Raw genomic sequence first — 12,473 nt, 5'->3', positions numbered from 1 at the left:
TCCAAACGCCCCGCATCCAAGCCGTGCCGCGATCGCGCCGTTGGCGCGCCGCTGCGCCGCTGGTCATCGCCGCATGCCTGCTGGCGAGCGTGCCTGCCATGGCGGCGGCTCCGGCCAAGCCGGCGCGTCTGGGGTTGTGCGCCGCCTGCCACGGTGAAACCGGCATGGCGCAGATTCCCGCCGCGCCCAACCTGGCCGGGCAGAAGCTCGACTACCTGCGCGAGGCCCTCCGCCAATACCGCGATGGCCGCCGCAACGTGCCCTTGATGCGCACGGTGATCGGCCCGGTCAGTGACGCCGACCTCGACGAACTGGCACGCTGGTACAGCGCGCAGACGCCGTCATCCCAAGGCAACCCATGACTTTCACCTGGACCCTCTGGCTCGCCCTGTTCGGCCTGATCTTCGGCCACGGCCTGCCAGGCGCCGTGGTCGGCGGCATCACCGGCTTCATCATCGACAGCCTGCGCCAGGGCCAGCGTCGTCGCGCCACGCCTGAGCAGGGGGGCTACATCAGCCCGTTGTTCAACGTGCTGGGCGCCGTGGCCAAGTCCGACGGCCGCGTGTCCGAAGCCGAGATCGCCGTGGCCGAGCGCGTCATGCAGCGCATGGGCCTGGAGCACGAGCAGCGCCGGCAGGCGATCACCGCGTTCAACCAGGGCAAGCAGGCGGAGTTCAACGTCACCCTGGCCATTGAAGAGCTGCGCCGATGGGTCGGCCTGCGCCGCGACCACGCCTTCCCGGTGCTGGATGTGGTGATCGAGACGGTGCTGGCCGAGGGCAACCCGCCGCCGGAGAAGATGGCCATCCTGCGCCAGCTGGCGTTCGCGCTGCGCGTGAGCGACATGGAGCTGATGGCCCTGATGGCGATGAAGGGCTATGCCTGGAACGCCGGCGGTTACACGCGCGGCCACACCAACTACGGCGGCGGTTATGGGAACGGCGGCTACGTGCCGCCCCAGCGCAATACGCAGGGTCCCGACCCGTACACGGTGCTGGGCATCTCGCGCAGCGTCGATGATCGCGCCATCAAGCGCGCCTACCGCAAGCTGATCTCCGAGCATCACCCGGATCGCCTGGGCGACCTGCCCGAGGCGATGCGCAAGCAGGCCGAGGCGCGCGCCAGCGAGATCAACGCCGCCTACGAGCGGATCAAGGCCGAGCGCGGCTTCAAATAAACTTGGCGTCGACCGCTGGGAGCGCACGCTGTGCGCGACATCGGCCGCCATGTCACTCCAGGTCGCGCACAGGGTGCGCTTCGACAGGAACCGTCAGCATGAGCAAGCAATCCAACGTCATCGCGCCGTCCATCCTCTCCGCCGACTTCGCCCGGCTGGGCGAGGACACCGCCAAGGTGCTGGCCGCCGGCGCGGACTGGGTGCACTTCGACGTGATGGACAACCACTACGTGCCCAACCTCACCATGGGCCCGATGGTGCTCAAGGCGCTGCGCGACTATGGCATCACCGCGCCGATCGACGTGCACCTGATGGTCAAGCCGGTGGATCGCATCGTGCCGGACTTCGCCAAGGCCGGCGCCAGCCTGATCAGCTTCCATCCGGAGGCCAGCGAGCACATCGACCGCACCATCGGCCTGATCAAGGATTCGGGCTGCCAGGCGGGACTGGTGTTCAATCCGGCCACGCCGCTGAGCTGGCTGGACTACGTGATGGACAAGCTCGACCTGATCCTGCTGATGTCGGTGAACCCGGGCTTCGGCGGGCAGAAGTTCATCCCCGGCGCGCTGGACAAGCTGCGCGAGGTGCGTCGTCGCATCGACGAGAGCGGCCGGGCCATCCGGCTGGAGATCGACGGCGGCGTCACCGCGGCCAACATCGGCGAGATCGCAGCGGCGGGCGCAGATACGTTCGTGGCCGGCTCGGCCATCTTCAATGCGCCCGACTACCGCACGGTGATCGAGGCGATGCGCCAGAACCTGGCGTCGGCCTGAGCGGGCCCTGCGGGCCCCACAAAAGAAAATCCCGGCGCAGCCTGCGCCGGGACAAGTTTCGTCGGAACGACGTGTGAGGAGACCACATGACGGCGACGGATCCACGGCAAGAATCCACGCCGTCAGCAGGTAGGACAGGCGCTGGCCGATTTGGTTCCCAATTCCTGCGAATGTCAGGCGATCGGTTCAGCCAAAAAAATCCCCGCCGTAGCGGGGAGGAACGTGCCAGAGGATGCGGCGAAAGACTTGGATTGAGTTGAACCTGGCGTTGCCGGTGGCCGGAGTCCTATTCCTCGCCCCCGGGCGGCCGGCGCGCTTCCCTGCACGTCGGCCGCCTCCATGCCTTCCACGGCAGATGAGAGAAGACGGCGGTTCAGCTCGCTGGCCACGGCGTGGGCCAGTCGGGTCAGTGGATGCTCATGACCAGGCCGAGCAGCAGCGCGCCCACCGCGAGCACGACGCGCAGCGGTTCGAAGCCGCGAAGTTCGGCGTTGGGGTCGACGGGTGGCTGGCCGTTGGGGCGCATGAAGCGGTTCTCCTGAGAATACGACGCCATTGGGCCTGTCCCCGGGGCGTCGCCGACGGCCCGAATGTGGCAGGACGCGGGCAAGTTCGGTCAGCCGTCTGACGGATCTTGCGTCAGCCTGGCGCAAGTATTTGCGTTACAGTCACCCGGCCTCCGTTCCGCGAAAAGGATGTTCGTGATGGCCCAGGGTGCTTTCCGTTGCCGGGTGCTGGTCCTCTGCCTCGCCATGGGCGGCGCGGCCACCAGCCATGCCACCTACGCTCCGCAGGTGGGGTCGGCCTCCAGCTCGGGCCCGACTCCGGCCGCCGCCGAGCCGGACCGAAGCCTCGACGAGGTCGCCCGGTCGTACTGTCCGCGCGGGCTGGAGCGCTTCCTGCCCGGCAGCTACTACTACTGCGTGGCGCGCCGTGAGCTGGCGCAAGGGCATGCGGCCCGCAGCGTTGCGGCCCTTGAGCAGGCGGCGCGCTGGGGCAGCAAGCAAGCCCAGTTTCTGCTGGGCGTCGGCTATACCCGAGGCGACAGCGCGCCGCTGGACCGCGCCCGCGGGCTGGCCTGGCTGGCGCTGGCGGCCGAACGCGGGGACGTGGTCTACCTGGGCGTGCTGAAGTCCGCCATGGCGCAGGCCAGCGACGAGGACAAGGCCGAGGCCGCGCGGTGGTACGGCCAACTGTTGCCTACCTACGGCGACGAAATGGCGGCGACGCGGGCCGAGCGTCGCTACCGGCGCGAGCGCGACGCCCTGACCCGCAACGAGGCCTATGGCGCCCAGGTGTGCATCGACGGGCTCAACGCCTCGCATCTGGAGGCAGTCCAGGAAAACGGCCGCGACAACAACTTCTGCCCCAGCCGCCAGCCGGTGTGGCTGGTGGCCCGTCAGGTCGACGTCCACGCCGCCGAGCTGTTCCAGGGCTGGGCCGGCCACGTCACGGTGGGCGAGTTGCAGAAGGCCTCTCGCCCGTAAGCATGAGCTGTGGCTCAGCGCCGATGGCATGTGGCGAAACGCGGGCATCAAGCAGCGACGGCTTGCATGCCGCTGACACACGCTGCACGCTGCGCGCCATTGCCATACCGGAGTGAGCCATGGGTCGCAGCATCGCCATCGTCGAGGACGAGCCACTGATACGCGCCAACTATGTCGAGGCGCTGACCCGCTTCGGCTACGAGACGCGTGGCTATGGTTCGCGCCATGAAGCCTCCGGCGCGTTCGCCATGCGCCTGCCCGAGCTGGTCATCATCGACATCGGCCTGGGCGACGAGCCGGAGGGCGGCTTCGACCTGTGCCGCGAGCTGCGCGCGAAGTCGGCCACCTTGCCGATCATCTTCCTCACCGCGCGCGACTCGGATTTCGACGTGATCTCCGGCCTGCGCCTGGGCGCCGACGACTACCTCAGCAAGGACACCAGCCTGCACCAGCTGGCCGCGCGCATCGCCGCGCTGTTCCGCCGCATCGAATCGCTGAAGGTGCCGACCTCGAGCGAGACGGTGATCGAGCACGGCCCGCTCAAGCTCGAGTCCGAGCGCATGCGCATCACCTGGAACGGCGAGGAGATTCCGCTCACCGTGACCGAATTCTGGATGGTGCACACGCTGGTGCGCTTCCCCGGCCACGTGAAGAATCGCGACCAGCTGATGCGCGAGGCCGAGCTGGTGGTGGACGACGCCACCATCACCTCGCACATCAAGCGCATCCGCAAGAAGTTCATCGCGGTCGCGCCGGAGTTCGACGCGATCGAGACGGTGCACGGCGTGGGTTATCGGTGGAGGCCGTGATGAAGTTGTTGGGCTGGATGCTGGCGCTGCTGTTCCTTTCGGCAGGCGTGCACGCGACTGACGCGTCGCAGGACAAGGCCGTGGTGATCCACGGCAAGGCCGATCGCGATGTTCCGGGATGGACCATCAAAACCATGGCGCCCGATGGCTGGACGCAGGACTGCTGCATCTATGCGCATGCCATCGGCGTGAACGAAGTGCTCTACAAGGGCGACTGGACCGGCGATCCCGAGCGGGTGATGGTGCTCAACGTTTGGCCGGCGAAAATGTCCTCGCTCGAAGCCGAGGTGCAGGACGACCGGCACAACTATCTGAATCGCGATCCGGCCGGCAAGGCGGGCGTGTTCGAGCTTCACAACAGCGCGGTGGCCTGCCGTGGGGTGCTCTACGAGGGCACGGACCACAAGGATGACGTCGTCGCGTTCTGCGATCCCGGCCTGGCGAGCGGCATCCGCTTCAGCTGGTCGATGACGCTGGCGCACGATGACCACGACAGGGATGCGCTGCTGGCGCTGTTCCGCCAGGTGGTGGAGCAAACCCGTTACGCCGTGGAGCAGGCCGATCACCCCGGCGCCGCCAAGGCCGCTCACTAAGCGCCTTTTCGGTATCGTCTGTTCATGACCCTGCGCCGCAAACTGCTGCTCGTCGCGCTGTGCACGCTGGCCCTCCCGGTGGCGGGCTGGCTGTACGTGCGACAGATGGAGACGCTGCTGCGCGAGGGTCAGGCGCAGGCGCTCACCGCGTCGGCCCGCGCGATGGCGCGCAGCCTGGTGGTCACCGATGCACCGCTGCCGCCCGCCGGGCCGGTCTGGTACGTGCAGCAGACAGCCAATCCGATCACCATCGACGGGTACGGCGACGACTGGGCGCCGCTGACGCCGTGGAGCCAGCCGCTGGACAAGCGTGGCAAGCTGCTGCTGGCCGAGGACGCCGACTGGCTGTATCTGTTTGCCGAAGTGCGCAGCGCGCAGCGTACCCGCGCCGACGCCGACGATCCGCGCGCGCTGGCCGCTGATCACCTGGTGCTCAGCCTGGGCAGGGGCGAACTGTCGCGCCGCTACCTGCTGGCAAGCGCCGCGCCTGGTCTGGTCACCGCGCGGCCGCTGGATCCGCCGGTCGATGGCTTGCCCAACCTGATTACCGCGCAATGGCAGGAGGACGGCGGCGGCTATCGCGTCGAACTGCGCCTCCCGCGCAGCCTCAAGCTCGACGCGCTGGGCCTGGCCATCTACGACCCGACCAACGGCGGCGATCCGCAGTCGGTGCAGGCCCGCCCGCTGGTGGCTTATTCGCCCGCCTTGTCCAAGGAGCTGTCGCAGCTGGCGCTCGATGGCGTGCAGGCCCGCGTGCTGGCGCCGCAGGGCTGGCTGCTGGCGCAGACCGGGCATCTGGCCGCGCCGGCGACGGCGCCGGGCGACCAGCCTGGCTGGTTCGCGGCCCTGGTCTATCGCTTCCTGCTCGCTGATCAGGTGGGCGAAGCCGAATTGTGGATGCAGGACGTGCCGAAGCTGGATGCCGCCGAAGTGAACCAGGCGAGCCGGGGCAAGCCGGCCACGCTGTGGCGGCAGGGCGAGGCGCGAGGCAGTGTGGTGCTTGCCGCCGCGGTGCCGATCGAGAGCGACGACCAGGTGCGCGGCGTGCTGTTGCTGGAACAGGCCAGTCGCGCCGTGCCGCTGCTGGCCAATCGCGCACTGCTGGGCCTGTTGCTGACCAGCTTCGGCGTGCTGCTGGTGGCCGGTGCGATCCTGCTGGTGTTCGCCACGCGCCTCAGCATCCGCCTTGGACGCCTGCGTGACGCCGCCGAGCGGGCGCAATTGAACGATGGACGTCTGGACGAGCCGTTCCCCATGACGGGGGCGGAGGACGAGATCGGCGATCTCGCACGCAGCTTCGAGCGGCTGTTCGAGGTCGTCGGTGGCTACACCGATTACCTGCGCACGCTCGCCTCCAAGCTCTCGCATGAGCTGAACACGCCGCTGGCCATCGTCAAATCCTCGCTGGACAACCTGGAGCACGCGCTGCAAGCGCAGCAGGCGATGCCGCCGGACGCGCAGCCGTACATGTTGCGCGCGCGCGACGGTGTGGCGCGGTTGGGGCAGCTGGTGCGCGCGATGAGCGAAGCGAGCCGGATGGAGCGCGCCATCGCAGCCGCCGAGCCGGAGGATGTGGATCTGGTGGCCGTGGTGCGTGGCTGCGGCGAAGCCTATCGCCCGCTGGCCGGCACGCGGCGACTGGAAACCGAGCTGCCTGATGGTCCGATGATGATGCACTGCGCGCCCGAGCTGATCGCGCAGGCGCTGGACAAGCTGTTCGACAACGCGTTGTCGTTCACCCCCGAGCAGGGCTGGTTGCGCCTGTCCCTGCGCGCGACTCAGCACGGCGCGGAAATCGAGCTGGCCAACCAGGGCCCACCATTGCCGGCGGCGATGCAGGGCCGCCTGTTCGATTCACTGGTGAGCCTGCGCGACAAGGCCACGCCAGGCGACGCCCCACACCTTGGCCTCGGCCTCTACGTGGTGCGCCTGGTCGCCGAGCGACATGGCGGCGTGGCGCTGGCGCGCAATCTAGAAGACGGCAGCGGCGTCGCGTTCACCCTGCAATTGCATGGGATGCCGCGACAGCGACTTTGATGCGAGGCGCAATCGCGAAGTCGACGGACATCGTGTCGTCGAGCTTCCGTCGCCATGGCGCATAACGGCCGCTGGCTTCGCAGTCCCCCTGCGGAAAGAACGCCGAGTCATGCACGAAAGGCATCGTTGAATCCGAATGCGCGCGAGTGGCGCCGAGTACGCCAAGGTAAGCAGGCACATGCGTCACGTATGGTCAGTGGCTGTTCTTGTCTCAGCTGACCTTGCAGATACGTGTCGAGTACCGGCATGAGGTTGATGGGCAGCCACGCTGCGCCGGCTCCGCGGCAGAGCCCCGCTTGACCGCGAGTGGATGCGCTTTGAGCACGAACCGCCACCCGGCCGGATGGTCAGAATCAACGCATGCCGATTCGTAGAGCCGGATGCCGCCTCTTGCATGGCTTGCGCGACTTGCCCAGGTCTTGCGTACTGCCGCGTACGGCATCCACCCACAAAGCCGAACGGATTGCCGCTAAGCCAATTTAGATCTAGGTCAAGTGGCGGGATGGTCCGCAAATCACACTGTCGGCCGGGATGCGGTGGTCACTTTTCGAAAGCGTCGGCTTGATTCGATCAAGGTCGATGGCAGGCCTATGGATGGGTCTTTTCAAGTTCGGGTGTGACCTCGCTTGCGGAGTGTGTTGAGTGTGTTCGGTAGACGGTGTGCAGGGGATTTCGTGAGTTTCGGAAAGTCCAAACTGACATATGTGCTGGCCATAGCCTCGACGGTCTCAGTGGCGCCTCAAGCCTCGCTTGCGGCCGCAGAGCCAGACCGCGCCGAGCCCGTTGGCATCTCGGTTCCCGATGCCGACATGGCATGGCTGACGGAGCTTGGCTACGAGGCGATCAGCTACGACACGTACGATGCCGCCAGGGTCGAGTTTCCCGCGGGTCCATGGGGCATCGGCCAACCCAGCGAGGTCCAGTCCGTCGAAGGCGAGCAGACGGTGATCGCCTACGCGGCGCCGCCCGCAGCAGGCATTGCGAGCGTGGCGCGTCAGCTGGATACCCGGCTGAGCGCGCTCGGCTATCGTCTCGACTACCGTTGTGACGGGGCGTCCTGTGGCGACAATTACGATTTCGCCTATGTCACCAGTCGACCCCTGCGCGATGCCTACGCGCACCGGCAGGGCCCAAGCATCGATCGAATTCTCGTCGCCTCCGAGGACGGACTGCACTACCGGCTGCTGAAGAAGACGGGCGAGTCCGGAGGCGACATGTTGAGCGTCACCCTCACGGATCATGCGGATCGCCACGTGCCCGTGGGGGTCGTGCTTCGTATCACCAGGAAGTACCGCGAGGTCGCGTCGGACGAGCCGGCCGGGGCTTCCCTGGCGCAACAGGTCGTCCATTTTGTTTCGGCCAGTGCCGAGGTCGACGAGCAGGCGGACGCCGCTCTGAGCGGCGTGGCCGCATGGATGAAGCGTCATCCGCGGGCACGCATCGCCATCGTCGGATACAGCGATGCACAGGGTGACGAGCGGGGCAATCAGGTGCTTTCCGAACAACGCGCCGCGAGCGTGGAAAACATGCTGAAACATACCTATGCCATCGCACCGGATCGCCTGGATACGCACGGCAACGGTGCGTCGTCTCCCATCGGAGACAACGCCATGGAGAGTGGCAGGGCGCAGAACAGGCGCGTCGAATTCCATGAACTCGATATCCAGAGCCATCCGGGTTCCATGTAGTTCGCGGTTTGGAAGGCTCGTCAAGCCTTCCGGTGTGGCGGGCGTGTACCGCAGGCTGGTTATTCAATCCAACTCAAGGAAGCACACAACATGAAGCAGTTGCAAAAGCCACAAGGTATCCGCAGGCGTCAGCGCGGCCAGGGCATGACCGAATACATCATCATCGTTGCCTTGATCGCCATTGCGGCCATCGCGGCGTTTACGTATTTCGGCAATATCGTCCATGGCCAGGTGGGCAATATGGCGGCCGAGCTGGGCGGCAAAAAGCAGGACAACTCGAAAGTTCTGGAGAATGCGAATAGCGCGAAAAGCGAAGCAGCAAAGGATAAGCGTCTAGACGATTTTAAGAACGACACGGCTAGGTGATGACACTCACCCGTCGGAGTCCTAGGGCTTCGACGGTCTTTCTTCATGGTTTGTAAGGGATAGACAAACATGCGATCTGAATTGAAATGGCTGGCCGCGGCCTTGTTGGCATGGCCCCTTTTCGCCGCCGCGACAGATGATGATGACCATGGGTCCAAGGATCATCCGCTGGTGTCGCGCTTCGCCGGCTCCTATATCCGCGACTACAAGGTTTTCGACTTTGACACCCTGAGGCTGCCGCTCGGCCCCGTGCCCGAGTACAAGCACGACCGCCTTGACGCCGGCGCCAAGATCAAACAGGTGGAAGGCAAGATCACCAATATCACCTATGTGCTGCCGAAAAACAAAAGCCTGCTGGAAGTCCAGCGCAATTATGAGCAGGCGCTGGCGCAAGGCCCGTTGCAAACGGTGTATAGCTGCCACAGCGAGGCTTGCGGCCTGGGCATGCATTGGCTGATGGACTTCGATCAGTCGTCCCGTTTCGGATCCGCCATTTGTGATTCCAGCAGCGAGGGTGCGGCGGCCTATGTGGCACGAACCACCCAGCCGTCGCCGGAGGCCTATGTCTTTATCTACCTGTGCTCAAACGGTGCAGGTTCGCAGATCGTGGTGCGGCAGCGCATCGTCGAGGTACGTGCGATGGCTCAAGGCCAGGTCAGCGTGCGCGATGCGAGCTATCTCGAGCAGCAACTGGCCGGGGCAGGCCATGTCGCCGTGGATGGCATTTACTTCGATACGGCTTCCGCGACGATCCGGCCCGAGTCCAAGCCGGCGCTCGAGATGATGGCGGCGGTGCTGCGGCAGCGGCCCGATCTCAAGGTCTATGTCGTCGGTCACACCGACAATCAAGGTAATGAAGCCGCCAATACGCAGCTATCGAAAAGCCGTGCCCAGGCGGTGGTGCAGTCGCTGACGAAAAACTTTGGCATCTCGCAGGAGCGCGTTCAGGCGCGTGGAGCAGCGTCATGGAGTCCGGTGGCGTCCAATCACAGCGAAACCGGCATGGCCAGCAACCGACGTGTCGAGATGGTCGAACAGTAATGGACGTTGCGTATCGCCAAGGGAGTGCGTTCATGGGTCGCCAAGGCATCGATAAAGCACAGCGAGGTCAGGGCATGACCGAGTACATCATCATCGTGGCGCTTATCGCCATTGCCGCCATTGCCGCCTTTACCTACTACGGCAACATCGCGCGCCTGCACACCGATGCCATGGCCTCGGAGCTGGCAGGCAAGAAGAGCGACAACATCCAGGTAGCCAACAAGTTCAATGTCGACGCGGCGGCTCAAGAAGCGACGCAGCCCAAGGATCTGTCTGACTACAAGAACGTGACGGCACAGTAGTAGCAATTATTGCCCTAGGGATGGGGTCGCGCCAGCTCGTCCTTTACGCATGCCTGTACTCATGGAGGAGCCGTGCTGCGTCATGTTTCTCAAGGGGGCTCATGCATCTGGAAGCCAACGGGGGGATAAGACCTCCCCTGGCGCATATTCAAACTCAATACGGACCAATCGCCTCTTGTCCGGTGTTTGGCAGCAAACGAAGAGGTCGCACAGGTCAAGTCCATGCCTATTGAGTGGGGAAAATGCGAAATGCGCTGGCCTTCTCGCACCAGGGCGATGCGTGTTGCCCGCGGACAGGCCATGCCTATCGTGCTGCTTTTTCTGGCGGCGCTCTGCGTTGGTCTGCTGGTGCTTTTCAATACCGGTCAGGTCGTCAGCAAGAAAACCCAGCTGGTGCAGACGGCGGACGCAACCGCCTACAGCGTGGCCGTCAGTCAGGCCCGCGCCCTGAATTTTGCCGCCTATATGAACCGTGCCGAGGTGGCCAACGAGGTAGCCGTGGCGCAGATCGTGAGCATCTATTCGTGGATGAACTTCGCCCAGACGGGCGCTACCAACATGTCAGTCGCGGCGAAGGTTGCCGGCGCGCTGCTCAGCGAAATAGGTATTGGCGTCGTGTTGCTCGAGATGTCCGAGGTGCTGGATGAGATCAACAGCGTGCTCAATCAGGTGCGCCACGGAGCGCGCGCGGCATTCGAGGCCATCGTGACGTCGGTGGGAGCGTTGAATTTCGCCTACTCGGAAGCTGCGAAGGCGTCGGTCACACAGGTCCATCTCTATGCTGACGGCGACTTGGTGGCAAGACGTACCGTAGAAGCCAACAATCGGGCCAATGCCGATGCAGGTATGCAGCTAAGCGCCTCCACGAATGTGGTGCTGTTGGGTCAGGTGCGCACGCTGGCGGGATATTTTCCCATTTACAAGATTCTGCCAAATGGCCCTGGAGGGACGATGAGCGAATCCACGCAAACGCCCGGTGGCGAGCGCCTGAAGAACGTCGTGATGCAGGCGCGCGATCCGTATACCCGGGCGCGCAGTCAGCGCATAGGCGGGAGTCTTCTGCTCATTCGAGCCTCGCTCACCATGGCCGGTGGCACGGACTTGCAGGGCTACCACCGCTGGGCAGGCATGGACACGTTTCGTTTCCTGATCGAAGAGAAGAGGCCCACATGGTCAGGCTTCAAGTGGAAGACCGCCTTGGATCTACCGCTTGCGTGGGGGGCCGCGCAGGCGGTTGCCAAATCCGGTAGCTGGAGCAGCTATCCGTTGCTACCCGGCATCAATAACGGCCGCGGCTGGAGCTCGCCCTACGACAACAAGCGCTACACCCCCTATAACGGCGCGGGCGGTAACGGTTTCGTGGGGCGGTTGGCGGCCATTGACCCTGCCGGCAGTGATTCGCCGGACAACGCCCTGCTGAGGGACCGGGCGTTGCAGAAGGACAAACCCCGGCTACAAGAATACCCCGACACCTCCAACGACCCGCGCAGCCCGATTGTCAGCGCTCGCGCTTCCAGCACGAGCGACTGGCCCATCGTCAGTGTGGAGGTGGAGCAGGCTCTCGACGCCCTCCATACCAGCACGCATCTGGAGGGCATGGGCGCCGGCCAGTTCACGGTGCCCGAAACGGCCCGGGGCGACAAGTTGCGCGCGGTAGCCTCAGCACAGGTGTATTTCGCCCGGCCGCGGACGCTGTTTGCGCGCGCCGACGGCAAGCGCGAGCTGGCCAACCTGTTCAGCCCGTATTGGCAGGTGCGGCTGGTGGACACGCCTGCCGCGGTCAAGGCGCAGTTTCTGGCGCTCGACGGGATCGCACCATGAACGCCGCCGTTCCGTTTTACGGTGTGGGCGTGGTGCTGCTGGGGCTGGCGCTGGTCGCCTGCTCAAACGAGGCGCCCGCCGACAGCCACGCCTCCAGCTCAGCCACCCTCGCCGTCGCGGACGCCGTCACCGGACGGCAGGCCACGCGCGAGGACGCGGACCGGGTGCCGCTCGAGCCTATCTATATCGAGCAAGTCCTTTTCACGCGGACCGATGAGGCCGCGGATATCTCGTACGAGGAGTCGCTTTATTACAGCGCGCTCGAGGGGAGCCAGCGGGAGCTACCGGGCGGTTCCAATATCCGGGTGGTGCCGCTGGGCGAGGATGAGGTGAAGAAGCTCGGCCGCGAACACTAGCGGATCTGGATCGAGCGCAACCG

General features: G+C 65.3%; 14 protein-coding genes. 13 read left to right on the top strand and 1 reads right to left on the bottom strand.

The features are described from left to right. The first annotated feature begins 98 nt into the window (after positions 1–98). The 3 genes from DVT68_RS08410 to rpe all read left to right on the top strand — a co-directional run bounded on the left by DVT68_RS08410 (position 99) and on the right by rpe (position 1,950). Positions 99–362, top strand: coding sequence for a c-type cytochrome (locus DVT68_RS08410; protein WP_199536037.1), 264 nt, complete (start codon positions 99–101; stop codon positions 360–362). After that, positions 359–1,177 carry a co-chaperone DjlA gene (gene djlA, locus DVT68_RS08405; protein ID WP_114824634.1) on the top strand — a complete coding sequence of 273 codons (819 nt, stop codon included), beginning with the start codon at positions 359–361 and terminating at the stop codon, positions 1,175–1,177. The genes DVT68_RS08410 and djlA overlap by 4 nt, the downstream gene beginning before the upstream one ends. 98 nt (positions 1,178–1,275) lie before the next feature. After that, complete coding sequence (gene rpe, locus DVT68_RS08400; RefSeq protein ID WP_114824633.1) at positions 1,276–1,950, top strand: ribulose-phosphate 3-epimerase; 675 nt, start codon at positions 1,276–1,278, stop codon at positions 1,948–1,950. 406 nt (positions 1,951–2,356) lie between these two features. Here rpe and DVT68_RS20420 read toward each other — a convergent pair whose 3' ends face one another. Further along, a complete protein-coding gene (locus DVT68_RS20420) occupies positions 2,357–2,506 on the bottom strand; it encodes a hypothetical protein (RefSeq protein WP_158543471.1) in 150 nt (49 codons plus the stop codon). A gap of 148 nt (positions 2,507–2,654) precedes the next feature. Here DVT68_RS20420 and DVT68_RS08395 point away from each other — a divergent pair, with 148 nt between their 5' ends. The 10 genes from DVT68_RS08395 to DVT68_RS08350 all read left to right on the top strand — a co-directional run bounded on the left by DVT68_RS08395 (position 2,655) and on the right by DVT68_RS08350 (position 12,450). After that, positions 2,655–3,437, top strand: a complete 783-nt coding sequence (locus tag DVT68_RS08395) for an SEL1-like repeat protein (protein WP_147281687.1) — start codon at positions 2,655–2,657, stop codon at positions 3,435–3,437. Positions 3,438–3,556: 119 nt separating this feature from the next. Beyond that, complete coding sequence (gene pdsR, locus DVT68_RS08390; protein ID WP_114824631.1) at positions 3,557–4,246, top strand: proteobacterial dedicated sortase system response regulator; 690 nt, start codon at positions 3,557–3,559, stop codon at positions 4,244–4,246. Next, positions 4,246–4,839, top strand: a complete 594-nt coding sequence (locus DVT68_RS08385; RefSeq protein WP_233523401.1) for a hypothetical protein — start codon at positions 4,246–4,248, stop codon at positions 4,837–4,839. The genes pdsR and DVT68_RS08385 overlap by 1 nt, the downstream gene beginning before the upstream one ends. Before the next feature lie 24 nt (positions 4,840–4,863). Further along, a complete protein-coding gene (locus DVT68_RS08380; RefSeq protein ID WP_114824629.1) occupies positions 4,864–6,876 on the top strand; it encodes an ATP-binding protein in 2,013 nt (670 codons plus the stop codon). 674 nt (positions 6,877–7,550) lie between these two features. Next, positions 7,551–8,564 carry an OmpA family protein gene (locus DVT68_RS08375; RefSeq protein ID WP_147281686.1) on the top strand — a complete coding sequence of 338 codons (1,014 nt, stop codon included), beginning with the start codon at positions 7,551–7,553 and terminating at the stop codon, positions 8,562–8,564. A 90-nt stretch (positions 8,565–8,654) separates the two neighbouring features. Then, positions 8,655–8,930, top strand: a complete 276-nt coding sequence (locus DVT68_RS08370) for a pilus assembly protein (RefSeq protein WP_114824627.1) — start codon at positions 8,655–8,657, stop codon at positions 8,928–8,930. Positions 8,931–8,999: 69 nt separating this feature from the next. Then, a complete protein-coding gene (locus tag DVT68_RS08365; protein WP_114824626.1) occupies positions 9,000–9,971 on the top strand; it encodes an OmpA family protein in 972 nt (323 codons plus the stop codon). Positions 9,972–10,003: 32 nt separating this feature from the next. Next, positions 10,004–10,273 (top strand): pilus assembly protein, encoded by a 270-nt coding sequence (locus DVT68_RS08360; RefSeq protein WP_114824625.1) that lies wholly within the window; start codon positions 10,004–10,006, stop codon positions 10,271–10,273. Positions 10,274–10,573: 300 nt separating this feature from the next. After that, the gene (locus tag DVT68_RS08355) at positions 10,574–12,094 is read left to right on the top strand and encodes a pilus assembly protein TadG-related protein (protein ID WP_158543470.1); all 1,521 of its coding nucleotides are present in this window, start codon (positions 10,574–10,576) and stop codon (positions 12,092–12,094) included. After that, a complete protein-coding gene (locus DVT68_RS08350) occupies positions 12,091–12,450 on the top strand; it encodes a hypothetical protein (RefSeq protein ID WP_114824623.1) in 360 nt (119 codons plus the stop codon). Before DVT68_RS08355 ends, DVT68_RS08350 begins: the two co-directional genes overlap by 4 nt. Positions 12,451–12,473 lie beyond the last annotated feature (23 nt).

The organism is Dyella solisilvae (assembly GCF_003351225.1).
GTDB lineage: Bacteria > Pseudomonadota > Gammaproteobacteria > Xanthomonadales > Rhodanobacteraceae > Dyella > Dyella solisilvae.
The sequence above is the reverse complement of the archived record's forward strand: the minus strand, read 5'-3'. Positions and strand labels throughout refer to the sequence as shown.

What these genes read in the sequence shown, in the direction of transcription:
- DVT68_RS08410 (WP_199536037.1), top strand. Translation starts at nt 99, where the DNA reads ATGGCGGCGGCTCCGGCCAAGCCGGCGCGTCTGGGGTTGTGCGCCGCC.
- djlA (WP_114824634.1), top strand. Translation starts at nt 359, where the DNA reads ATGACTTTCACCTGGACCCTCTGGCTCGCCCTGTTCGGCCTGATCTTC.
- rpe (WP_114824633.1), top strand. Translation starts at nt 1,276, where the DNA reads ATGAGCAAGCAATCCAACGTCATCGCGCCGTCCATCCTCTCCGCCGAC.
- DVT68_RS20420 (WP_158543471.1), bottom strand. Translation starts at nt 2,506, where the DNA reads ATGGCGTCGTATTCTCAGGAGAACCGCTTCATGCGCCCCAACGGCCAG.
- DVT68_RS08395 (WP_147281687.1), top strand. Translation starts at nt 2,655, where the DNA reads ATGGCCCAGGGTGCTTTCCGTTGCCGGGTGCTGGTCCTCTGCCTCGCC.
- pdsR (WP_114824631.1), top strand. Translation starts at nt 3,557, where the DNA reads ATGGGTCGCAGCATCGCCATCGTCGAGGACGAGCCACTGATACGCGCC.
- DVT68_RS08385 (WP_233523401.1), top strand. Translation starts at nt 4,246, where the DNA reads ATGAAGTTGTTGGGCTGGATGCTGGCGCTGCTGTTCCTTTCGGCAGGC.
- DVT68_RS08380 (WP_114824629.1), top strand. Translation starts at nt 4,864, where the DNA reads ATGACCCTGCGCCGCAAACTGCTGCTCGTCGCGCTGTGCACGCTGGCC.
- DVT68_RS08370 (WP_114824627.1), top strand. Translation starts at nt 8,655, where the DNA reads ATGAAGCAGTTGCAAAAGCCACAAGGTATCCGCAGGCGTCAGCGCGGC.
- DVT68_RS08365 (WP_114824626.1), top strand. Translation starts at nt 9,000, where the DNA reads ATGCGATCTGAATTGAAATGGCTGGCCGCGGCCTTGTTGGCATGGCCC.
- DVT68_RS08360 (WP_114824625.1), top strand. Translation starts at nt 10,004, where the DNA reads ATGGGTCGCCAAGGCATCGATAAAGCACAGCGAGGTCAGGGCATGACC.
- DVT68_RS08355 (WP_158543470.1), top strand. Translation starts at nt 10,574, where the DNA reads ATGCCTATCGTGCTGCTTTTTCTGGCGGCGCTCTGCGTTGGTCTGCTG.
- DVT68_RS08350 (WP_114824623.1), top strand. Translation starts at nt 12,091, where the DNA reads ATGAACGCCGCCGTTCCGTTTTACGGTGTGGGCGTGGTGCTGCTGGGG.